Raw genomic sequence first — 21353 nt, 5'->3', positions numbered from 1 at the left:
TGAAAACGCTCACTCTGCCCCTGATGCTGCCCCCGAGCTTCGCCGGACGTTGTCACCGAGGACCGATGCCGTCATGGGCCGCCAGGAGGTACGCGTCCAGGTCTTCGTCCGGTGTCTGGCTGCGCAGCCACCGCAGCTCCCCCTTGGCGATGCGGTAATGGTCGACGAGGTAGGTCCCCTCACCGGCACCGTCTTCATGCGCGAGGCACAGCAAGAAGTCGACGTCGGCGAGATACGGAGCCAATGCGACGATGCATCGGACATAGTCCTGGTAAGGGTGATATACCGCGTCGGTGTAGACCCGGATGAAGGACTTGGGTTCCAGGTTGAGCCTGAACAGCAGTTTGACTCGTTCGTCGTCCATGCCGGAGAGGATCTCCGTGAGTGCTGCGGTGTGACGGTGCTCGAAGCGCAGTACGGCCTCGAGGCCGTACCCCGCTGTCGACATCTGGCGAACATGGAACGGACCGTGATAGACGAGGCGGCCGGGAGGGGTCTCCCCCACTGCACGGAGGAGTTCCCCCTGGGTGACACCAGGATCGAGGAGATGGACGCTCACGGTCGTATCATCGCGCATCCTCGGGAAGCACGGTACTGCGGCGGCCAGCTCCACACAGTCAGCGGACCCCCAAGACTTCGGCGTAGTCGGCGGGCGTCTGTTTCGTGATCGTTTGAGCCCGAGCAGGGACGAGCGGGCGGTCCGCATTGCGGGCGTTATGCCGGAGAACAGCGGCGATGCTGGTCGCGTCGGCCTGCCGCAGGGCACCGATGGCAAGGTTGCGTCAGGTGGCCATCGCGCGGGGCGCGTTGCCGGTTCGCAGCTGTGAGGCGTCTTCGGCGAACGTGGTGTCCCTGACGTGATGCAGGCTTCGATGCCAGTGATCACGGATCAGGGTCGCCAGCTGGGCGGGGCTGGCCTTGCCCGGCGGTGAGGCTGGTGACGGCGTAGACGGTCTTGCTGGTGGTGTTGCCGGTCTTGCGGCCGGAGCGGTGGCCTTGATCTGGACGGCTTGCCGGGCACCGGGGAAGAGCAGGCCGTTGACTGTGCCCACCTTGATCCGTCATATCTCCGGGCGCCCGTGGCCGATGTCCCTCACGCGGCCCTGCAGCGGGATCTCTGTCCGCAGAAGGGATCTGAGCTGCTTGCGGAGCTTCCTCTGGTTACCCTTGACGATCACGATGCAGTGGGCTTCGCGGCCGAGAAGAGCAGTCGGCGTGCTCGCGCTGGGTGTGCACGGCGTCGCTGGTGACGACCACCCCGGCCAGGTCTGCAACGGTATCCAGCAGCGGCTGGAAGCAGGTGATTTCGTTCGTCATTTCCTGCACGTCCAGCTGGGCCAGGACCAGGCCGGTGGTGTGGTCCAGGGGCCGCGAGCAGGCGGATCCTGCGGCCGCTGGCCCTGGCCGCTCCGCGAAGGCTCTTGCCGTCGACCGCCAGGTCCAATACATCGCCGTCGATCCGGGCCAGCGGACCGTCGTTTCCGCAGGCAGGGACCGTTTGGGGAACAGTGGGTCGAGCCGCACACCGACGTGTTCCAGCACGCAGGCCGGAGCGTCGGCGATCCATTCGCCGACCGCCAGCAGTGACGTTGCCCCACCAGCACCACGCAGGCGGCCAGGGCAAGAACACCGACGAGAGCGTGGCGCACTCCGCGGGGATCACGCGGATCAGGCACCTGGGCGAGGCGGGCCCAGCAGCCCGGGCACTTCTTCCGGCGCGGCCTCCGGATGCTCTCGGAGTTGGTCAAGGGCAGGCGGGATCAGCGATGATGCTTCGGCAGGCACGGCCTTCCAGGCAGGGCACAGGGCGTCGAGAACTCCATGTTCTTGGTAGCCGTGCCTGTTCCGCTCTCCCTGGCAGACCGTCATGAACCGGATGCCCAGCGACTACGCCGAAGCCCTGTCCGCCGCGTGAACCTGAGCGACCAGCACTGCAGGCTCCTCGCGGCGCTGTGACTCAACCTGACAATGCCGCAGTTCAAGCCTCGCGGATCACAGCATCAGTGCAAAGCCGTGTGCTGGTTTTCAGGGCTGGGCGGCGGTGGTGAGGAGGTGGGTCTCGTCGTGGAATTCGGAAATCCGGGGCTCTAGCGCCGCCCGGTAGCGCCGGCCGTGATGGGCGCAGAAGAGGAGTTCGCGGTTGTGGCTGAAGTGGGCGCGGATGTAGGCCTGGGCTCCGCAGCGGTCGCAGCGGTCCTGAGCGGTCAGAGAGCTCATGGTGTGTCTCCGTCGGGGAGTGGGAGCTTGCTGGAGCAGGGTGATGAAGGCGTAGCCGGTGTCGTCGGGAAGGCGCTGCACGTGGAGGGTGTCAGCAAGGATGGCTGCAATGTGCAGGTCGCGGTCGCTGATACAGGAGGCGGCAGGGCTTGCCCAGCCGGTCTCCGTACGCTGGCGCACCGCTATGGCAATGCAGGGGGAGGCGTAGGCGAGCTCCAGGAAGAGCGGTCCGCTGCGATACCGGGCAGCACTGGCGAGGAGCTCTGCGATCACCTGTTCCGCTGTGCGGATGACCGGCTCGGGGATCGTCCACAGTTCCAGTCGGCGGCGAAGGGTCATCTGGGCAGCCGGGGCGGATCCGGCAGCTGCCGGATCAGGGAGATGCCAGACAAGAGCAGGACCGAGAACTCCGCAGATAGGAGGCAGGGGCCAAGCCAGATCTTCCGCACGCCATGACGGGGACATATCTGCCGACCTCCTCCCGTAGTGGGAATAACGCTTCCTACCACCAAACGCCCGCCCCGCTTCCAGCGCGCGGGTAGTAGTTACCTACTTTGCTGAAAGCACCCACCGACGGGACATGTACGCACTCAGGCAGTAATGGCCCGGCCTCGGGGGGTGACGGAACCAGGAAGCCGATCACGTCCAGGCTCTGGCCGATGCCGAGGACGCTGCCCGCCGGCCATGGATCACCCGGTTCGCGGAGTGCGCGTCGAGCACAATCATGGGTGTGACGGTCACCCCCGGGCATCCATCGCGGGAAGTCGACCCTGGCCGCGCTGCCCGGCTATGTACGTCAACCCCCGCCCAGGCCGACGCTGGGGGCGGCGGCCAGAACGAGGTGCTCCTGGACCTCGAGGACTTCGCCACCCGCCTGTCGGACTGGTGGCACTCGTCCGCACCGGCATCGACTGGCGCACCGCTCACGCCGTCCATCTCGCCCAGCCCACCGCGGACTGGCCCACCGGCCGGCCGGTCCTCACCACCGAACCACAGCTCTACGCCAAGACCGGCATCCGCACCATCAAGCTGTGACCCGCCCGCACCCTTGCGGACGCATCCGCACTACCGGAACGGCCGCCCACCGACGACCTTGTCCGGCACGCCGGGACGGCCACCCGTCCCGTCTTACTGGCGAACCCTTGCCGGGCTGGCTGAGCGACCTCGCAAACAGCGGACTGGCGCCACTCGCCAGCCTTGCAGGAGCCCTGGACGAAGACCGACATGCCGTTGCCCAGGGAATCACGACTCTTACAACTCAGGGATCCACGAAGGGCGTATCACCGACGTCAAGCTGCTAGAAACGCCTCATGGCCGGACGAGCCGGCGTCTCTCTTCTCCGCCACCACCACGTCGTCCTGATCGCCCGCCTCCGCCGACTCCGTGCGGACTGGTCAACCGGGGCACCGGGGCCGGGCCGCTGGCCGCGTGGCTGCTCCGCCACCCTGGCATGGAAATCATCTGCCGGGACCCCGCGGGAGCCTACGCCGAGGCGCCCGGCGTGCTCGGCATTGTGGGTAGGACGCCGGTGTCCATGGCGGCTCCCCCGACTCGGGCGTACAGAGCACCAGCAGTGCACACTAGCTGTACAGTAGATGCATGACAGTCTCATATCCGATCACGGAGGCTCGCGGCCAGCTTGGTGAACTTGCCCGGCGCGCAGCCCAGCATGAACGCATCATCCTTACCGACCGCGGCCAGCCGACAGCTGTCCTAGTCTCCCCGGCCGAGCTGGAGGACATGGAGGACGCCCTCGCTCTGGCCCGCCTGGAGCGCGACCGGGCCCTCGGCGCCACGGCTGAACCCGTTGCTGATGCGGACGCCCGCACCCTGTTCAAGCGGGCCGCTGCCCGCGGCGCCGTCTGATGACCTGGACGGTCACGTGGGAGCCGGCCGCGGTCAATGCCACCGTCCGCTTCCTGGAGGAACACCCGGACATGCTCCCAGAGGTCTTCGAGGCGAGCGACCTGCTCGCCGAGGATCCCAAGCCGGCAGGGAGCATTCCCTGGGGGACGAGTCACCGGCGACTGCGCGTGAGACGCTGGCGGATCCTGTATCGCATCGACGATGTGCACCGCACGTTGCACATCGAGCATGTCGGGTTCAGTGCCTGACACCCAGCTCCGCCCGGCGCAGGGGGAGGCAGCAAGTGGCCCTCCCCTCGTAGCGTGGAGTCCGTGACTGCAAGGGAGTTGAGATTCATGGGATCCAAGGGGTCTGACACGAAATGACCCCTCGATCGGGGTGGTTCCTACACCCCGTGTCGTTACTGACTTGAGCTCGTCAGGGTGAGAGTTGCTCGAGGAGGATCAGGCCGGTCCCCGCTATGAAGCCGTCGAGTGCATGGGGCCGGTATTGCAGACGTTTGGGGCGGTTGCGGACGAGTGTTTCGAGCTGCTCAAGGGCCATGACGGCGAGGTTGGCGAGGCTGCGTTTGACGTGGGCCCATACCCACTCGACGGGGTTGAGATCGGGTGAGTAGGCGGGCAGCAGGAATACCGTCAGCCATTCCCGCTCGGCGACGAGGTCGCGCATCCTGAGCCTGGACACCACCGTCCCGCCACAACTGGTACCACTGATAGGCCGACTTCACGCTCACCCGCAGCCGTCGTGCGACCTCCGACGGCGCCAGGGCCAAGACCCGTCCAGGGCCAGGCTCGGGAGGACTTTGTGTTGGAGGCCGGGCCGGGGATGACGCTGCAGAGCACACCCGGGGGAGGAAGCGGTGTCCATGCGAACACCCTCCCCGAGCTCCATTGGTACCGTTTCAAGTGAGCTATCGCCTATATGTATCGGAAATAAATGCCGATGCAAATCCGGATTTCAGATACAAGCGCTCGGCGTCGGATCCGGGCTCGACTTGCAGCCCCAGCTTGATGTCGCCGCACTTTTCGGCGTCGCGGTGGATCTGCCCAAGCAAGAGACTGGCGAGACCCCTGCCGCGATGGGACGGAATGGTGGTCACCGCATAGATTCCGCATGTTCCATGGCTTCGCAGAGTGAGGGTCACTGCTGCGGGTTCGTCCCGGTACCGCAGCAGGTAAAGATTCTGCTCGGGGTCGCGATGACTGTGCAGGGCAACCTCGCGAAAGGTTGTGCGCCACCACGCTGCCGACGGGAGGCCGGTAGGGAGGAAACCGTTCGCCTGGGCGCCGGCGAAGGCCAGGGCATCGTCATCTGAGCGGACCACCGAGATGGTGACGCCGTCTGGCAGCCGTGGCGGAGTTGGGGCGACCTGCGCTTCCATGTAGTGGAGCTTTTCCGAGGGAGCAAACCCAGAATCCAAGAGGCGCTCATGCCAGGACTCTCCACTCCACGGGTACAGGCGCACGTTGCTGGCCGTTTCCGGAATACCGGCACTCGCGTCGAGAGGAATCCAGCACGACAGAAAGTCTGCCTTCCCGACCAGCTCGATCGCATCGTAGCTCCGGTGAATCGATCCACGATGTGCGGCCATGAAGGAGAAGTGATTCTCGGCAAGCTCGGAGAATGCGGGATGCTCCCGCCGATCGTTGATGTCCATGCCCGTCCTGAGGTCTGATTCGTAATCGATCTTCGCGCTGGTTCAGCCTGCGCTGGCCAGGCAGAACGGGTGTCCCTCGGGATCCAGGAGTACGACCCACTTGCCCTCGCCGGGCTGGAACTCGGGCCTGGAAGCACCAAGGCCGACCAGCTCAGTGGTGGAGTGCTCCAGATCGGCGACGGAGCGGTCGAGGTGGGAGTGCTTGCCTGCGTCGGGCCAGGCCGGTGCCTGATATCCGTCGATGCGCTGGAAGCCGAGCTGGATAGGACCGCCGTTGCCCAGGTACGCGAAGTCGTCGTCGCTGTAGGTGAGCTCCCAGCCGGTCGCCTTCTGGTAGAAGGCGGCGAGCGCGGCAGGGTCGGTGCAGTCGATGACAACCGCAGTGAACGTGGCGGAAGTGGACATGGTGACTCCGTTGTGCTGATGGCCAGAAGGAGCGAGCACGCAGGCCTGATAGGGCTGCTGGCTGTGCACACTGGTGATCAGCTTGACGGGAGCGATAGTTCCCGTCTTGAACATCCTTGCGCGCGCGGCTGTCGAGTCTGCGCCTCTTGTTGTGCGCATCACAGGATGCCGCGCTGCCGAAGCACGCACGTAGCCTTCATGGGTGCTCTCGGTTTCCAGTCTGGCCAGTCGGCCCGAATACAGCATCAGCGCGGTGACGTGTCGCGACGACCATGTCCGCTGGTCGGGACCTGAGGTGTGCGACACCCATCGGGTGGTGCTGGTGAGGCGGGGACGGTTCCGCCGCCGGGTGGCCGGCACTCCCACCGATGTGGATGCCACGGTGGGCTACGTCGGGCTGCCGGACGAAGAGGAGCATTTCGCTCACCCGGCAGGAGGTGACGAGTGCACGTCGATCAGCCTGACGCCCGATTGGTGGCGGGATCTGGCCGGCGAAAGCCCCAGCCTGCGAGCCGACGCGCTCTACATTGATGCCCGGCTTGATCTCGCTCACCGGCGTGTCCTCGCGGCTGTTCAGGGCCGCGACGCGGACTACGCACTTTCGGAGTCATTACTGGGACTGCTCGCCGCGACGGTCGGGCAGGTTGTTTCCGGCCCGACACCGGCCGGTGCCACACGGCGCCCGCTCAAGGACGAGCGTGCCCTTGTCACGTCCGCCCGCCAGGTGATCAGCGATGGACATCCGGCCTCGGTGGCACTGCTTCCGCTCGCCGAACTGCTCGGTGTCTCCCCCTACCGCTTGAGCCGCGCGTTCTCCCGCGAGCTCGGAGTGTCCGTCACCCGGTATCGCAACCGGGTCCGCGTCGGCCAGGCCCTCGACCGGCTGGAGCAGGGCGAGAACAGCCTCGCCGCCCTCGCTGCCGATCTTGGTTTTGCCGACCAGGCGCACCTGTGCCGGACTGTGCGCCAGCTCGTGGGCCATACACCAACGGCTCTCCGGCAGCTACTTGTGCCCGCATCCGGAGTTACCGACTCCCACAACCGTCCACCGCGGTAGCGAGTGAAGAGCCCCGCATGGACGCGTGGGCCAGACGGGCCGCCCCGCTGAGCCGCCTCATCACTCTTCGTCGATGGCATCCAGGTTACGCAGAAGCCGCCGGGCGAAGGGGTCCCTGTGATCCGAGTCCGCTTCACCGGCCCGCTCCAGCATGAACGCGCGTACCCGCCGGAACCAGCAGGCCGTACGCCGAACGAACTGACGGGCCACAGCGTTCGGGAGAAGGCCCGGGGGCGGTAGTCCCACCCGGGCACGGGACCGACCCGGTCTCATACAATCCCTTCTGCCAGCCATGAATCCTCAAGACTCAGGTCACGATCGCATGCGCACCGACCGGGTTGACGCCCGCCCAGTGACGGATCACGTCCAGGGTCTGATCGACCAGCGTCCGGACCTGCCGGTAACGGCCATCGCCAGGCGAGCCGATGTTGCCCCTTCCACCCTCAAATCGCTCCTGTCCGACGCCCAGCGCCGCCCGGACACAGCACGCACGGTCAGCCGCGCGACAGCGGCCCGCCTGCTGGCCATCGTGCCTGACGACCTGCCCCACCGCGACCGTGGCTACGGCGGACGTTCCACCGACGCCACCCCCGCTCTCAGCCACGTACGCGAACTCCTGGCCGCCCACCCCCACCTGTCACAAGCCGCCCTGGCCCGCGCGGCCTGCATGTCCCTGACGACACTCGCGGCCGCGCTCCACGACGTGGACGCCGGCCGGCCCCGCAGAATCCAGGCCGCCGCCGCGGACCGGCTGCTCGCCCTCGGCAACCGCACCCCCCTTCCCAGACACGCCACGCGCCGCAGCGACACCGTCGACGCCCAGCACGTCGTCAACCACGTCCGGTCTCTGCAGCTGCGCTACGACCGAGCCAGCACGGCCTTCATCGCCAAGGCTGCCCAAGTCAACGCCAGCACCCTCGCCTCCGCCTTGATCGACCACGAACGTGGCGCACGGCGCGGGATCCACACGGACGTCGCTCGACGGATCCTCGCCCTGCGCGAACTGCCCCCGCCCGCCTTCCTGCGCCGTACCCATGTCACGGAGACCGGGCTCCTGCGGCGCCTGCGCGGCTTGTGCGCCGCAGGCTGGACCCTCCCCGCCATCGCCGGGGCCGCCGACACCACCGCAAAGTCACTCACCGACTTCACGAAGACCCGCACCAGCACGCCCGCGGTCCGAGGTGCCATCCTCACCGCCTGGGCCCACCTCTCCCACCAGCCAGGACCCTCCTCCCAAGCCCGGCGACGCGCCGCGGTAAAAGCCTGGGACCCCCCTCTGGCCTGGGACGAACACAGCATCGACGACCCCGACGCCACCCCCAACGGCACCCGTATACCCGGACTCCCCCAGCTCTGGGACCCTTTCCTCCTGCAGCACGAACTCGCCTTCCTCACCCGCTACGGCCTCAGCCGCCCCGAATGCCTCCGCCGCCTCGGCCTCAGCACAGGGCGCGCCCGCCAACTCCTCACCACACCGCCAACCGACCCCAGCACGCACCACACCATCGCCGTGTGAGAGCACCTCGCCATCCGGCGCTTCCGGGCCGGCTCGACCAGCCGAAACCTCCGACGAACTACCCGGCCACGAAGATCGCGATCTCGACCAGAACACTACCCAATTGCCCGATTTCTCCAACTTTGGGTATTGACTGCTCAGGGTTTCCGTGCTCCAGGGGAGTGTGCTGGAAGTACCAGAAAAAGCATCCCGGCTCCCCGTTCCGGACAGGCTGTGATCCCGATGACGACCACCACGATCTCCCGCAGCCGGCAGCAGCGCACCGCGCCGCAGGCCGTCCCGGCCGGTGAGCGTGTGTTCGGCATGCCGCTGGAACACGGGCCGCTCGCACCCTCCACCGCCCGACACGCCGCCCGCCCGGTCCTGGCCTCCTGGGGACTCACCCAGGACCAGATCTACGACACCCTGCTGGTCATCTCCGAACTGGTCACCAACGCCGTCACCCACGCCCTGCCCCCCGTCGTCCTCCACCTGCACGCAACGGCGGACGGTTCCGGCCATGTGCAGGTCCACGTCAGCGACGGCGGCCCCCAAGCCGCCGCAGCCGCCACCAGCTGGGCCGCCACCCGCCCCGACGACGAACACGGCCGCGGCGACACCATCATCACCGCCCTCGCCCACCACACCGGAACCGGCTCCGACCCCGGCATCGACGGGCTCATCAACCACTGGGCCGACCTCTCAGCGGCCTGACCCACTCCCTGCCCCGATACCGGAAAAGACACAACAGCCGGCCCGGCCCACCCGCAACCGGAGGCGGACATACGAGCGGACGAACTGCTCCAGACCCACACCATGTGGTACGGGGACACCGTCCTACTCTGCCTGACCGGAGAGCTCGGCCTCGCCACCGCCCCGCTGGTCAACCGGGGCCGCCGCCACGGCACTGGCCGGGCGCCCCCGGGCCCCCTGCCTGGACCTCACCGGCCTCACCTTCTGCGACAGGACGGGGCTGCGCGCGCCGAGCCAGCTCACCCACCAAATCCACACCGCCCGCACGAACCTCCACCTGCCCAGCCGGAACCCCGACCGGCAAAGAACCCTCCACCTCTCCAGTCCGCATACCCCTGGCTCCCGCCCACCCTCCTGCACTGACACCACAAGCAGCAGCGGGCCGCCACGACCGCGGCCCGCCGGCGAAACGGCGGGCCCTGCACGCGTGACGTCACAGCCCATGCCGTCGTTGAAGCTGACGGACGCGTGAAGTGCGTCCCTGTCACATGGAGACGCGGCCCTCGTGAAGGGGGCTCCGGACAACGCCTCGCCCAGGGCCCCCACTCCACTTCTCAGCCACCGTCGGCTGCAGCCTGTCACTCCTTCTGTGTTGCGATGACTCCTGGAATCCGCCGGGCGGGGCGGGCGGCCAGGGGCGTGCGCCGGGGCAGGCTTCGGTGGCCGACCAGCGCAGCGCGGTTGCAGGGCACAGCGCAGGGCCTACCTCAGGGGTCGACCGGCCGGGGGCGCGGTGCAAGGGTGTTGGCGAGCTCTCTACGGCTGGTGACGCCGAGTTTGGTGTAGGCGTGCTGGAGATGGTTGTCGACGGTGCGGACCGACAGGTGCAGGGCCGTGGCGATGTCCTTACTCGCCACGCCGGTCGCTGCCAAATGGGCGACCTCCTTTTCACGCCCGGTGAGCACTTCCGTACTCTCAGCCGGTGCCAGCAGCCGGGTGCGGGCGTGGCAGCGGTCAGCGCACGTCTGGGACTGGAGGGCGGCTGCTGTGGCGCGCCGACGGTTGCCGACGCGGCCCCAGGCCACGGCCGCGCTGTTGGCAGCCTCGGCGGCGAGCAGGTCGGCGCCCATCCCCTCCAGCTCGCCGGCGGCCGCCTGCAGCAGGTCGGGATCGTCTGTCGCCAAAGCGGCTGCGAAACGCGCCCGGGCGGGAACCAGTGTGCCGTCGCAGACTTCCGCGAGCTCGGCCAGACGTCCGGCCACATCACGCGGAGCGCCCAGGCGGGCCACATCCGTCAGCAACAGTGCCTCCGAGGAGACATGCCCCGTCTCACGGGCGGACGCGGCCGCATCGAGCAGCGTCGTCCGGGCTCGGCCAAGATCGTTTCGGGCGGCGTGCAGCCAGGCTTCCCCAAGGGACTCCTCGCCCACCAGAATGCCCGAGACCGGATGCTTGTGGCTCTCAGTGACGATGGCCTGCGCAGTGGGCAGGTCTCCCAGGAGCGCGGTGGACGCTGCGAGGCTCGAGTCGAAGAGCCGCATTCCGAAGAAGTCGTTCTGCTTGTGGGCTTCCGCCGCCGCCTCGTCGTACAGGTCACGTGCCGCTCCCATATGTCCTGCGATGAACTCACAGCGCCCCGTGTAGAACGCTCCCCACAGATATGCGATGGGAAGATTCTGCGATATGGACTGCACAATGATCTCGTGGCCGACAGAAAGGGCATCGGAGAATCTGCCTTCCTCCACGAGAGCTATCAGAGTGGGGATCCGCTGGAACAGAGGCTGTTGAAAAAGGGACCTGTACTCATGGCGGAGGTGGGTCTCGTACGCCTTGGCGGCCATGTCGATCGTCTTGGAGGGGTGCCCGGCAGAAGCCAGGGTCGCACCTCTTATCACTGCCGCGTACAGCCATGCGTCGAGGGCCTGCTGATCATCAATGTCTTCTTCCAGGTCGTCCATCACCTCAAGGAGGCGCAACCCCTCAGACGTCTGCCCTGTCACGCAGCGCAGAATTCCCTCGTTGACCCGGAGGATCTTCCTCCCTGTTCCTCCCTCGACTCGATCTTGAGCCTGCATGAGCACCTTAAGCGCGTCGTCCATCCGGCTTTGAGTCTGGAAGTTCATCTGCCGCGCCTGGGCGATACCGATGATCTCCGCCTCGGTTGTGGCGGTTTCGTATGCGCGGGCGAAACTGATCTCTGCTTCGTCGAGCTCTTTCAAGCTCGTGTAGGCCTCGCCGAGAAGGAGACCGGTGGCAGAGGACTGCTGCTGGGGCTCGAGGGCGCTCAGCAGGGCGATTACCTGCCGGTAGTCGTGGGCGTGGCGGGCCAGTCTGGCGGCCTGGATGAGCAGGCCGGGTGCGGCGGTACCGCCGACGGCCAGCTGGGCGGCGGCCAGGCGCAGGGGATCGTCACGGCGACGGGCTCCGTGGCTTTCCACCCGCTGCACCTGCCCCGCCAGCAAGGAACGGCGGCGCACAGCGGGGATCTGCTCTCGCAGAACCTCCCCGTACAGGGGGTGGGCGAGCTGCACGGTGGAACGACGCCGGTCCAGGGTGACAGTGATCAACCCTGCCTCTTCCAGCCGTGTCAGTGCCGTGGGGGTGGTCTCGCTCTGAACGTCGGCCAGCGACAGCGGTTCGGCCAGTGCCAGCAACTCCAGCACCGGGCGGGCGGCGGGCGGCGCGGCATTGAGGCGGGCGGCGATCAGCCCGGCCAGTTGGGGAGTACCGACCCCAAGATCCCCGGCCAGCTCCCAGGCACCCGGGTCACCGACTAGAGTTCCGGCATGCAACGCGCCCTGGACCAGCTCCCACAGGTACAGAGAGTTCCCGCCAGAGGCGGCGTATAGCTCCTGCAATGTGCGTCGCCTCACTGGGCCACCCAGCGCAGCGCGCAGTACCTCTTCCGTCTGCTGCTGGTCGAACACCTCGAGGTCGATACGGTGCACCGCATCCCCGCCGATCAGCGACCCCACCGCATCGCTCAATGGTTCGCCGGTGCGGATCGTGCCGATCACCCTCACCACCCCGGCATCAGACAGCTGCTGCAGCAACACCGCCGACGTCGCATCCAAGAGCTGCAGGTCATCCACCAGGAACGCCCATCGCTGACGCTGCGGCCCCGCCAGCACGCGGGCCATCGCCGCAAAGCCCTTCACCGGGTCCGACATGTCCACCCCGTCCGGCACCAGATGCGCAATCGCCCACAACGGCACCGTGCCCGCAGTCTGCGACGCTGTCGCCCGACCACCCTTAAAGCCCTCCCCCACCGCCTTTGCCAGGCACTCCTCAGCGAGCCGAGACTTCCCCACACCGGCCGGACCGCAGATCACCACCCCACGACAGCGCCGATCCGCCCACCCCTCGGCAAACGACTGCAGCTCCTTTTCCCGCCCCGTCAACGGCCACCGCACCACCCCACGCTCCCGCACGGCCATGCCAGCCTCCTCCGCGAGGCCAGGAACACCTCATCGCATTCCACGATACGCATCTGAGACGCGGCCGGGAGTCTGCAAGGTTTTAGGTGTACTGGGTAGGTTTGTAGGCTCAGATTCGGTTGTTGGTGAGGCGGTCGTCAAAAGCGATGCAGAAGGCCTGGAGGGCCGGCTTCCAGCGAGTGGTCCAGCGTTTTCGTCCTGTGCCGGCCGGGTCCAGGGACATCACCGCGAGGTAGACGCACTTCAGAGCCGCGTTCTCGCAGGGGAAGTGGCTTCGGGGCCCGGATGGCCCGGCGGATGCGGGCGTTCACCGGCTCGATCGCGTGGTGGTGCAGACGGTCTGGCGGATCTCGGCGTCGAACTGCAGGAACGGGACGAACTCGGCCCACGCGTTCTCAGCGGCACGAGCACCGCTGTCGAGCTCATCTGCGAGGCCGTGGCGCACCGGGGTGGAGCGGTCCGGGTAGCCGCCACCGACCTGTACGTCCAGGCTCAGACCGACCTGTGCCGCCTGGCCGCCGCCGAAGCAGCCCGCGACGGCCCGGCCGCGCACGTCAGCGCCTCGCCCTCCATCGGGCCTTGACCCCTGATCTTGGACACACGAGAGACTGGATCCTGTGGATCTGAGGACGGACATCTCGTGGTCATGAAGAACTATCCGCCGGAGTTCAAGGCGGACGCTGTCGCGCTGTACCAGTCGCGGCCCGGAGCGACGATCAGGCAGATCGCCGCTGATCTGGGGATCAACCCCGAGACGCTGCGCAACTGGATCCGGGCGGGCGGCGCGAGCCGTCCCCGCGGTCACCGGGCGGAGGAACCGGCCCGGCCACCGGTGCCCCTGGAGGCGGAGAACGCCGCTTTGCGCAAGAAGGTCCGTGAGCTGGAGGAGGAACGCGAGATCCTGCGGAAGGCGGCGAAGTATTTCGCCGGGGAGACGCGCTGGTGAACCGCTTCCAGTTCGTCGCCGACCATCAGCGCCGCTTCGGCGTGAAGCGGCTGTGCACCATCCTCTGTATCGCCCGCTCCAGCTTCTACCACTGGCGCGCGACAGCCCCCGACCGGGCCGCCCGCCAGGCGGCCGACGCCCGCCTCGCAGCCCGGATACGGGCCGTGCACCTCGAATCGGATGGCACCTACGGCGTTCCCAGGATCACCGCCGAGCTCCGCGCGGACGGCGAACATGTCAACCACAAGCGGATCGCCCGCGTGATGCGAAGCATCAATCTGCAAGGAGTGCGGCTGCGTCGCAGACACCGCACCACGATCCCGGACGAGGCGGCCGCGAAGACCCCCGACATGATCAAACGGGACTTCACGGCCGACACGGTGAACAGTAAGTACGTCGGTGACATCACGTATCTCCCTTTGGAAGGCGGGAAGTTCTTGTATCTGGCCACCGTCATCGACCTCGCCTCACGGCGTCTGGCCGGCTGGGCACTCGCGGAGCACATGCGAACCGAGCTCGTCACCGACGCCCTGGCCGCCGCCCAGCGAACCCGCGGCAGCCTCGCCGGTGCGATCATGCACACCGACCACGGCGCGCAATACGTGAGTCGGGCATTCGCCGAAGCCTGCAGGTCAGCAGGGGTGATCCAGAGCATGGGCACGATCGGGTCCAGCGCGGACAACGCACTCGCCGAGTCCTTCAACGCAGCCTTCAAACGGGAAACACTCCAAGGCAGAAAGTCCTGGCCCAGCGAGCGCGAAGCCCGCCTCGACGCATTCCGGTGGCTCCACCGCTACAACACCCGGCGCCGTCACTCCCGCCTTGGACACCGCAGCCCCATCGCCTACGAAACAGCAGCCACAACACCATCAACTACGCTGGCCCAAGCCGCATAACCCGTGTCCAGTATTCGGGGTCAAGGCCCATCGACGTCACCGAACTCGACTACCCCGCCGTCGGCGCACTCGTCCGCACCGGCATCGAATGGCCCACCGCTCACGCCGTCCATCTCGCTCAGCCCACAGCGGACTTGCCCACCAGCCGCCCGGTCCTACCACCGCACCGCAGCACTACGCCAAGACCGGCATCCGCCCATCAAGCTGTGACCCGGCCGCACCCTTGCGGACGCATCCGCACTACCGCAACGGCCGCCCGCCGACGACCTTGTCCGGCACGCCGAGACGGCCGCCCGTCCCCTCTTACCGGCGCATTTCCTCGGCATGCCGCAGCCCTCGACCTTTCGCTGTTCTCGCGGGGCCGGTGTGATCAAGCTATGTGCTGGATGCCTGCCTGGGCCCAGGCTTGGTGGACGGCCTGGGTTCCGGCGTCTGCGGGCTGGCCTGAGGTGATGGGGAGAAAACGGGTAGCAATGATCACGCGGCGGCCGAGAAGTCAGAACGGTTCACCCTGTGATCTGGCCACAGATCCGGGCCACCTCCAAGCCCGTCTGGCTCCCGCCCGTTCCAACCCGCCCTGCCCCTGCCGTATCGGTGCTGGCACACGATGGGTCCCACCCGGGGGCGTTCACACATGCTGATCGGGAGAAGGATGCGAAACCCCGCCTACGCCGTGTGTGTGACCCGGCGCCGGTGCCGCGTCACACGAAGAGACCAGGGCGGTGCAGGCTGTCGGGCCAGGGTGAACTCGTTCTACTCGTCGTCTGGGGTGTACTCAGCCATGAGTCGCGCGTCGAGGTCGGCAGCCCAGGCCAGGGCCCAGGCCCGTAGGTCGGTTGTCTGGTCTGGGGTGAGGTGGTAGTCGGCGTAGTCCTGGTCATCCCACCAATCGGCGCCTGCGAGGCGGTCACGCAGGTCATGGAGGCTGAAGTCGAACCTGGCGTGGCGGCGGCCGAGGCCTTCGAGGTCGGCGTTGGTGCGGTGGCGGGAGGCGGCATGGACGTCGATCAGGTCGCGGACCGCGCCGCGGTCGGCCAGAGCGCGAACCTTGGTGCCGATCACGTCATCGAGGGCGAGGACGGGCCCCGTACTCGGTGGCGGTGGGCGAAGCCCAGAAAACCTCTTTGAGGATGTCGACTTCGCACTCCTCACCGCTGGGGGTCGGTGATGAGGAGCCGGCTGGAGAGCTGGTCGGTCTCGATCTGCCGCACCAGCCAGCCGAGCTCCGTCAGGCCGACTCTGACGGTGTGGACGATCTCTGCCATCGGGGCGGGGTTTTCGGTGGCGTCGTCCAGGTCCTGGCTGAGCCGGTTGACCAGGCCGTGGGCCTGGACGACGTAGCCGCCGGTGATCACAAGAGGGTAGGGCTCGCCGATGGCAAGGACGTCAGCCAGAAGCCGACGGTGCAGGCCGTCCAAGTTCACGCGGCGGACCTCCGAGCTGCGGCGAGTTCGGGAAAGGCGTCTTCCCATGCCTCGCGCAGGGGACGGCTGATGAGGGTGCGCAGGATCGGCCACTGGCTGATCAGCAAGTCCTGGTCGAGGAAGGCTTCCAGGTCCTCGCGCAGCCCCTCGGCGAGCACGGTACGGTACAGGCCCATTCGCGAGCGTACGCCCTCAAGCTGATAGCTGCGCCGCCCCGACCAAACGACATGCAACGGCAGGTCGACCGTGCCCTGAGTGGGGCCGTTCAGGTCTTCCAGCCGGGCAGGCAGCCGCCTGCTGTAGCGCGTGCGCAGCACGTCGAACGCCGACGGCACGGGAACAGCACTGGAGGAAGCCATAGCCCCGATTATGGCGCGCCGTCGCTCGCCAACGCTACGCAGCGGGTGGCTTTCACCGGCTTGGCGCACCGTTGACCGTGCCCGGCCGACGCGGGGTGCGGCTGTCGTTGCTCCCGTATGGGATGCCCCAGGTGCGGTCTCTCACCCGGAGCGCTGCTGTACTGGGACACCGGACAGCGAGCCGGTCACGTCGCGCTCTGCCTGCGAGACGGAAAGATCGCCTCCAACGAGTTCCGCCGCTACGGCTACATCGACGCCGTCAACGCCACCGACATCGAAACCGTATGGGGCGCCACGTACCTCGGCTGGGCACCGCCATACTTCCCAAGCGGTGGATGAGAGGCGATGAGCATGCCCGGTCATCGTCCGGTAGTTGGCCGTCGGTTGCGTGGGCCCGGCCTGTTCCTCCAGGGAACGCAGAACGCGCTTCCTGGAGGAACAGCGAACCTGTTCCGTCTCGGAAGACCCACGCCACAGTGGTGAGAGCAGGTCGGATCAGGTTCAGTCGATCTTGCCGCCTAGCAGGTCCAACGCCTCCTCCCACTGGAAGCGCTCCGCTCCCCCGCCTGCCTTCGGCCGGTGCGGCTCGTACGACCCCACCATCACACCCATCTCCCGTAGTTGGTCCAGACTTCGGCCGTACGCCGGGTGCGCGACCATAGCCGCGTTCACGTACGGCAGGACCACGGTCGGGATCCCCATCCCGTACGCCTCACACAGGATGCCCAGGGCAAGGTTGTCGGCGATGCCGGCGGCCCACTTGTTAACCGTGTTGAACGTGGCGGGCGCAACGGCGATGGCATCGGCGGGCGGGAGTGGACGCGAGTCGCCAGGGCTGCGCCAAGCCGAGCGGATGGGGTAGCCGGTCTGGGCCTCGATCGCGTCGGGGCCGAGGAAGCCGTGCCCTTGAGGTGTGGCGATGACGCCGACACCACAACCCTGCTCCTGCGCGGCGGTGATCAGCTTGTGAGCGTCGCCCGCGATGCCGGCGGCGCAGACGACGACGTACAGGAACGGTTGTGCGGTCACGCGCGGACTCCCAGTCGGCGGCTGAAGTGGTGGAGCTCGGGCAGCGTACGTCCCCGGTCGCGGGCGACCAGGTCGCGGACGGCGGGGCGGCGTACGTCCTGGGCGGCACAGGTCTCGGCGATACGGAGGGCCTGGTAGCCCTCAGCGAGGCGGCCCTGCTGGTCGTAGGCGCGGGCGGCTTCGACCCACAGCGCCGCTCGGCGTTCGGGGACGGGGATGTGGCGGCGATGAGGGGTGCTGCGGTGCTCAGGGCAATGCCGGCGTGCCGAAGGCAACGGAGCGCTCACCGCGTGGAGGGCGCAATCGGTGGGGCTGAAGCTGGCCCAGGCCTCGGGGCGGTCGAATGCGACGTAACGAGCGATGTCCCCGGTCTCGGTCGAGGAACTCGCTGGTGGCTTCGCAATCGTCGGCCGTGCTCGCGGCAGTCATACCGCGTAGGAGGAGGAGACCTATGGCCGCGCGGTAGCGCGGGGAGCGCTGGTCGTATGAGCCTGCGAGCTCACCCGCGCTGTGCCGAACAAGGGTGACGGCCTGGGCAGTGTGTTTCTCGCGGGTCAGGACATGGGCGCGGACGCTTGAGGCGAGAATGGCGGGGTCGCCGGAGTGTTCTGCTTCGGCCATGGCGCGGCCTACGGCGAGCCAGGCGCGCCATGGTCTCCCTGCTTGAGCAGCAGGCTCGTGGGGGTCTGGTAAGCGGTGACGCCAGGAGCCCCGCCATAGCCGCGTCACCATGGGGGCCGCCGGCTGCCTCGCGCAGGTCGGCGATGACTCCGGGAAGAGCGGCTTCCAGCGCTGCGCAATCGCAGGTGAGCAGAGGCGGCGGGCCACGGCGACCCGTGATTCCAGGGACTTCTTCTCCGTGCCGTCCGCTTGGGCGGAAGCCGTGCGTGAGCCTGGGAGTAGAGCGCGGACAAGGTCGTCGTGGGCTGTAAGCCGGATCTGGGGCCCCTCGGTATGGCCGAGACCCGCTACTGCCCCCTGCCGGCAGACACGATCGCCCAAGGGGCTCACGTGGCCGTCCGGCCGCAGGTACCGTTCGCCGTATGGCGTACGAGCTGGAGGAACAGGAGGCCATCGGCCGCCGGATCAAACGGCGACGACTCGGTCTCGGAATGGCCCAGGCCGACTTGGGCGAGGCGATCCACAAGTCCCAGGGGTGAGTGTCCAAGGTCGAGCGGGGCCGGATCGAGCTGGACCGGGCCGGGCTGATCAACATGATCGCGTCCGCGCTGCACTGCCACCCCAACGACCTCATCTCCCGCCCCTACCTGGGCAGTCCGAACGACGAGCAATGGCAGCCGGCGGCCGCGCCGATACTGCGCGAACTCCGCCGCTACGACCGCACGCCCGTGTTCCCGGGCGAACCTCGCTCGTCGACCTCGCTGTGGTCGGACATGACGCCCCTTCACCGTCTCCGCGACGCGGCCGCGAACGTGGCGATACTCCGCAGCCTGCCGGACCTCCTGCGCGAGGCTCATGCCCTGGCCGACCGGTCGCGTGGTCACGAGCAGGAAGAGGCGTTCGGGATCTACGCGGTGTGCTGCAAGTTCGCCCACACCTCCGCCCACGCGCTCGGCCACCCCGAGCTGGTCGCCACCGCATGCGAGCGGGCCGCCTGAGCATCATGTGGGCCACCGCAGACTGGGCCGACGCGAGCACCGCATCGGCCTCGCCCGCCAGGCCGCCCTCACCACCGTTCGTGCCTTCGAGGAATGGTGTGCCGAGCGAAAGCGGGTCGCCCATCCATGCACCACGGCCACGTACCCCTCGTACGGCCTGCACCTCATCCGGCGCGGCAAGGCCGACGAGTTCGTCCCGGACACCGTCCGCCAGTACATGAGCCGCATCTACAACTGGCAGACCGAGGGCATGCGGCCCGGCCCCACCGAGGTACGAGCCAGGATCCGCGTGTGGCGCGAGGCCTGGAAGGAGAGCGGTGGCGAGGTCAATCGATCAGCAGTGCTTACGATCCCTACTTGCTCAGGTGTCTGGAGCAGTGCGACGAGACCACGCACATCAGGATCCGGGACGCCTTCGCCCTGGCCCTCGCGTACCACAACCTGCACCGCCGAGTGGAACTGACGGACCTGCTGGTCAAGCAGGTGCGCGTCATGTCGTCGGGACTGCTCGTCGTCACCGCCTCCTCCAAGACCGACCAGGACGGCAAGGGCACACCCCCCGAGTTCCTGAAAGACCGTGCCGACACCCAGCTCGTCGCCCGCGCGAAGGCCTGGTTCGAGGTGCTTGCAAAGCTCGGGGCAGACGGGCCAGACCAGCCCGTCTTCCGCGCACTCACCCCGCGGGGCAACCTCGCCTCACGGACCCTGGCCACGAAGCGCGGCGACCGCATGAAAGGCGACGCGATCAACGCCCGGGTGCAGCTACTCGCCGACCGCGCAGGCATCCCGTACATCGCCGGGCAGAAGGTCACCGCCCACAGCCTTCGCCCCGGCCCGAACACCGACATGATCGCGGCCAAGGTTCCGCTCGCTGAGCGGAACCGGCGCGGCCGGTGGGCGCCTGAGTCCCGTACGGCCGATACGGTCTATCACCGGCCCGAGATCGTTGAGGCGACGGACCCGATGGACTCCGTGCCCATCGGGGGCCACCAGGTCAAGACAACCGGTGCGGCAGCATGTGCCGAGGCTGCCCCCGGGTGACCTGGGCCTCTAGACTGGCGGCGAACGAAGGCGGCCCCCCTCAACGCATCTGAGGGGGGCCGCCATTCTTCGGACGGCTGGGACTAGGCGTTCGGCTCCATCGAAGCCACGAAGGTTGCCCATGCACCGTGGTGTACGACGAAGGCCGGCCCGTCGGTGACCTTAGAGTCAGTCACGCCCACCGCGCTGACGAGGGCCGCGACCTCAACGCAGGCACCGCCGTTGCTGTCGCTGTACGAAGACTTGAACCAAGCGGTCGGGGGGGCCACCTCGGAGGCCCGCAGGTTAGTAGCGATGGCTCTTCCATCCTTGCGTGAGTTGGTACAGGAAATCGGCCGTTGCGGCCGGTGCCAACGCGCTCTCGCGCATGGCGTCGAAACCGCGGATGGTGTTGGCAACCGTCCGCCGGTCGTCCGTGACGGAGATAGTGTTCGGTAGGTCTGTCTGAACCACCGGATCCACCTCGTCAGGGAAGTCGAGAAGGATGAAGTTGGACCTGGCCCGGTACGTGACTGTGTGGTTCGGAAGGATCAGAACGGTCACGTTGTCCAGCTTGCTCAGCTCGATGACCTCGTCGTACTGGGCCCGCATTATGCCGGGTCCGCCGACCATCCGTGCCAGCGCTGCCTCGTCCATGATGACCTTGAGCTCCAGGGGGCTGTCCGTGCGAGTGATCAGCTCCTTGCGTTCGAGCCGCAGCTTGATGTTCGTATCGATGAACTCGCTGGTGGTCTCGTCGACGGGCTTGGCAAGCTGGAACAGCGCCCGGGTGTACTCCTCGGTCTGGAGCATGCCGAAGACGACGTCGGGCTGGAAGGCCCGCATGACGTGCGCGGCCTCCTCCAGGCCCCGGTACGTGGGCATCTTGGAGGGCATGAAGCCCTTGTACGGCGTCCAGGGGTCCTTACTCAGGGACTCACGGTGCAGTTGGAGGAGCGTTTCACGATCCCCCTTGTCGATCAGGCCGTACAGGGTCATCAGGTTCTCTAGGTCGGTGGTTCGGGGCAGATCAATGTCGCCCGACTCGACTCGCCCCAGCTTCGTGTGGGAGAAGCCGAGCTGCTGACCCACTTCCTCCTGTGTCAGGCGCTGCGCTTCTCGTAGTCGCCGAAGTTCCCTGCCGAGCTCACGTCGTCGGAATGTAGCTCCTCGCCGCGCTGCCACCCTGTGCCGTCCTCTCCTGCTACGAGTTGGTGCTCACCGAGACCTCTG

General features: G+C 67.5%; 19 protein-coding genes and 5 pseudogenes. 10 read left to right on the top strand and 14 right to left on the bottom strand.

Annotated features, from left to right (window positions below; translation table 11 throughout):
- Positions 1-52: 52 nt before the first annotated feature.
- The 3 genes from OG462_RS42650 to OG462_RS42640 all read right to left on the bottom strand — a co-directional run bounded on the left by OG462_RS42650 (position 53) and on the right by OG462_RS42640 (position 2217).
- Complete coding sequence (locus OG462_RS42650; protein WP_406053979.1) at positions 53-613, bottom strand: hypothetical protein; 561 nt, start codon at positions 611-613, stop codon at positions 53-55.
- Positions 614-1161: 548 nt separating this feature from the next.
- Positions 1162-1542, bottom strand: coding sequence for a hypothetical protein (locus OG462_RS42645; RefSeq protein ID WP_406053981.1), 381 nt, complete (start codon positions 1540-1542; stop codon positions 1162-1164).
- Between the two features lie 483 nt (positions 1543-2025).
- A complete protein-coding gene (locus OG462_RS42640; RefSeq protein ID WP_406066325.1) occupies positions 2026-2217 on the bottom strand; it encodes a hypothetical protein in 192 nt (63 codons plus the stop codon).
- An 885-nt stretch (positions 2218-3102) separates the two neighbouring features.
- On the opposite strand from OG462_RS42640, the gene OG462_RS42635 reads away from it, so the two are divergent.
- The 3 genes from OG462_RS42635 (at position 3103) to OG462_RS42625 (ending at position 4331) form a co-directional block, all read left to right on the top strand.
- Entirely contained in the window at positions 3103-3252 is a 150-nt protein-coding gene (locus OG462_RS42635) for a hypothetical protein (protein ID WP_406053983.1), read from the top strand.
- Positions 3253-3816: 564 nt separating this feature from the next.
- The gene (locus OG462_RS42630) at positions 3817-4083 is read left to right on the top strand and encodes a type II toxin-antitoxin system Phd/YefM family antitoxin (protein ID WP_406053985.1); all 267 of its coding nucleotides are present in this window, start codon (positions 3817-3819) and stop codon (positions 4081-4083) included.
- Positions 4083-4331, top strand: a complete 249-nt coding sequence (locus OG462_RS42625; RefSeq protein ID WP_406053987.1) for a type II toxin-antitoxin system RelE/ParE family toxin — start codon at positions 4083-4085, stop codon at positions 4329-4331. Before OG462_RS42630 ends, OG462_RS42625 begins: the two co-directional genes overlap by 1 nt.
- 169 nt (positions 4332-4500) lie before the next feature.
- On the opposite strand, the pseudogene OG462_RS42620 reads toward OG462_RS42625, so the two are convergent.
- The 3 genes and pseudogenes from OG462_RS42620 to OG462_RS42610 form a co-directional block, all read right to left on the bottom strand.
- A pseudogene (locus OG462_RS42620) lies at positions 4501-4752 on the bottom strand (transposase); the annotation flags it as partial.
- A 241-nt stretch (positions 4753-4993) separates the two neighbouring features.
- On the bottom strand, positions 4994-5740 hold the full coding sequence (locus OG462_RS42615) for a GNAT family N-acetyltransferase (protein WP_406053989.1): 747 nt from the start codon (positions 5738-5740) through the stop codon (positions 4994-4996).
- Between the two features lie 42 nt (positions 5741-5782).
- Positions 5783-6145 carry a VOC family protein gene (locus tag OG462_RS42610; RefSeq protein WP_406053991.1) on the bottom strand — a complete coding sequence of 121 codons (363 nt, stop codon included), beginning with the start codon at positions 6143-6145 and terminating at the stop codon, positions 5783-5785.
- Positions 6146-6347: 202 nt separating this feature from the next.
- Between OG462_RS42610 and OG462_RS42605 the strand changes: the two genes are divergently transcribed.
- The 3 genes from OG462_RS42605 (at position 6348) to OG462_RS42595 (ending at position 9411) form a co-directional block, all read left to right on the top strand.
- Entirely contained in the window at positions 6348-7202 is an 855-nt protein-coding gene (locus tag OG462_RS42605; protein ID WP_406053992.1) for a helix-turn-helix transcriptional regulator, read from the top strand.
- Positions 7203-7554: 352 nt separating this feature from the next.
- Positions 7555-8718 carry a hypothetical protein gene (locus tag OG462_RS42600; RefSeq protein ID WP_406066234.1) on the top strand — a complete coding sequence of 388 codons (1164 nt, stop codon included), beginning with the start codon at positions 7555-7557 and terminating at the stop codon, positions 8716-8718.
- A gap of 222 nt (positions 8719-8940) precedes the next feature.
- The gene (locus OG462_RS42595; protein ID WP_406053996.1) at positions 8941-9411 is read left to right on the top strand and encodes an ATP-binding protein; all 471 of its coding nucleotides are present in this window, start codon (positions 8941-8943) and stop codon (positions 9409-9411) included.
- Between the two features lie 746 nt (positions 9412-10157).
- Here the strand turns inward: OG462_RS42595 and OG462_RS42590 are convergent.
- Positions 10158-12827, bottom strand: coding sequence for a LuxR C-terminal-related transcriptional regulator (locus tag OG462_RS42590; protein ID WP_406053998.1), 2670 nt, complete (start codon positions 12825-12827; stop codon positions 10158-10160).
- A 109-nt stretch (positions 12828-12936) separates the two neighbouring features.
- A pseudogene (locus OG462_RS42585) lies at positions 12937-13221 on the bottom strand (transposase); the annotation flags it as partial.
- Positions 13222-13467: 246 nt separating this feature from the next.
- Between OG462_RS42585 and OG462_RS42580 the strand changes: the two are divergent.
- Positions 13468-14669, top strand: a protein-coding gene (locus OG462_RS42580; RefSeq protein ID WP_406053589.1) for an IS3 family transposase whose coding sequence is annotated in 2 segments (ribosomal slippage) — positions 13468-13753 and positions 13753-14669 — 1203 coding nt in all. Because the reading frame shifts where the segments join, the coding sequence is not laid out codon by codon here.
- Between the two features lie 753 nt (positions 14670-15422).
- On the opposite strand, the pseudogene OG462_RS42575 reads toward OG462_RS42580, so the two are convergent.
- Together OG462_RS42575 and OG462_RS42570 are read right to left on the bottom strand one after the other, a co-directional pair.
- Positions 15423-16093, bottom strand: a pseudogene (locus tag OG462_RS42575) (nucleotidyl transferase AbiEii/AbiGii toxin family protein).
- Positions 16090-16452, bottom strand: a complete 363-nt coding sequence (locus tag OG462_RS42570; protein WP_406054000.1) for a hypothetical protein — start codon at positions 16450-16452, stop codon at positions 16090-16092. The pseudogene OG462_RS42575 and the gene OG462_RS42570 overlap by 4 nt, the downstream one beginning before the upstream one ends.
- A gap of 117 nt (positions 16453-16569) precedes the next feature.
- On the opposite strand from OG462_RS42570, the gene OG462_RS42565 reads away from it, so the two are divergent.
- A complete protein-coding gene (locus tag OG462_RS42565) occupies positions 16570-16791 on the top strand; it encodes a hypothetical protein (protein ID WP_406054002.1) in 222 nt (73 codons plus the stop codon).
- A 162-nt stretch (positions 16792-16953) separates the two neighbouring features.
- Here the strand turns inward: OG462_RS42565 and OG462_RS42560 are convergent, their stop codons facing one another.
- Positions 16954-17481, bottom strand: coding sequence for a flavoprotein (locus OG462_RS42560; protein ID WP_406054004.1), 528 nt, complete (start codon positions 17479-17481; stop codon positions 16954-16956).
- Positions 17478-18408: pseudogene (locus tag OG462_RS42555) on the bottom strand (transcriptional regulator); the annotation flags it as partial. The gene OG462_RS42560 and the pseudogene OG462_RS42555, both read right to left, overlap by 4 nt.
- A gap of 116 nt (positions 18409-18524) precedes the next feature.
- On the opposite strand from OG462_RS42555, the pseudogene OG462_RS42550 reads away from it, so the two are divergent.
- Both OG462_RS42550 and OG462_RS42545 read left to right on the top strand, forming a co-directional pair.
- A pseudogene (locus OG462_RS42550) lies at positions 18525-19162 on the top strand (helix-turn-helix domain-containing protein); the annotation flags it as partial.
- A gap of 295 nt (positions 19163-19457) precedes the next feature.
- Positions 19458-20141 carry a hypothetical protein gene (locus tag OG462_RS42545; RefSeq protein ID WP_406054006.1) on the top strand — a complete coding sequence of 228 codons (684 nt, stop codon included), beginning with the start codon at positions 19458-19460 and terminating at the stop codon, positions 20139-20141.
- An 83-nt stretch (positions 20142-20224) separates the two neighbouring features.
- On the opposite strand, the gene OG462_RS42540 is transcribed toward OG462_RS42545, so the two are convergent.
- A complete protein-coding gene (locus OG462_RS42540) occupies positions 20225-20410 on the bottom strand; it encodes a DUF397 domain-containing protein (RefSeq protein WP_406054008.1) in 186 nt (61 codons plus the stop codon).
- Between the two features lie 16 nt (positions 20411-20426).
- On the bottom strand, positions 20427-21305 hold the full coding sequence (locus tag OG462_RS42535; RefSeq protein WP_406054010.1) for a helix-turn-helix domain-containing protein: 879 nt from the start codon (positions 21303-21305) through the stop codon (positions 20427-20429).
- Between the last annotated feature and the right edge of the window lie 48 nt (positions 21306-21353).

This window comes from Streptomyces sp. NBC_01077 (genome assembly GCF_045162855.1).
GTDB lineage: Bacteria > Actinomycetota > Actinomycetes > Streptomycetales > Streptomycetaceae > Streptomyces.
This window is presented reverse-complemented; position numbering and strand designations above follow the sequence as displayed.

Bases quoted from the DNA above. Each gene is read 5' to 3' on its own strand.
- OG462_RS42640 (WP_406066325.1), bottom strand. From the start codon at position 2,217: ATGAGCTCTCTGACCGCTCAGGACCGCTGCGACCGCTGCGGAGCCCAG.
- OG462_RS42630 (WP_406053985.1), top strand. From the start codon at position 3,817: ATGACAGTCTCATATCCGATCACGGAGGCTCGCGGCCAGCTTGGTGAA.
- OG462_RS42625 (WP_406053987.1), top strand. From the start codon at position 4,083: ATGACCTGGACGGTCACGTGGGAGCCGGCCGCGGTCAATGCCACCGTC.
- OG462_RS42615 (WP_406053989.1), bottom strand. From the start codon at position 5,740: ATGGACATCAACGATCGGCGGGAGCATCCCGCATTCTCCGAGCTTGCC.
- OG462_RS42610 (WP_406053991.1), bottom strand. From the start codon at position 6,145: ATGTCCACTTCCGCCACGTTCACTGCGGTTGTCATCGACTGCACCGAC.
- OG462_RS42595 (WP_406053996.1), top strand. From the start codon at position 8,941: ATGACGACCACCACGATCTCCCGCAGCCGGCAGCAGCGCACCGCGCCG.
- OG462_RS42590 (WP_406053998.1), bottom strand. From the start codon at position 12,827: ATGGCCGTGCGGGAGCGTGGGGTGGTGCGGTGGCCGTTGACGGGGCGG.
- OG462_RS42570 (WP_406054000.1), bottom strand. From the start codon at position 16,452: ATGGCTTCCTCCAGTGCTGTTCCCGTGCCGTCGGCGTTCGACGTGCTG.
- OG462_RS42565 (WP_406054002.1), top strand. From the start codon at position 16,570: ATGGGATGCCCCAGGTGCGGTCTCTCACCCGGAGCGCTGCTGTACTGG.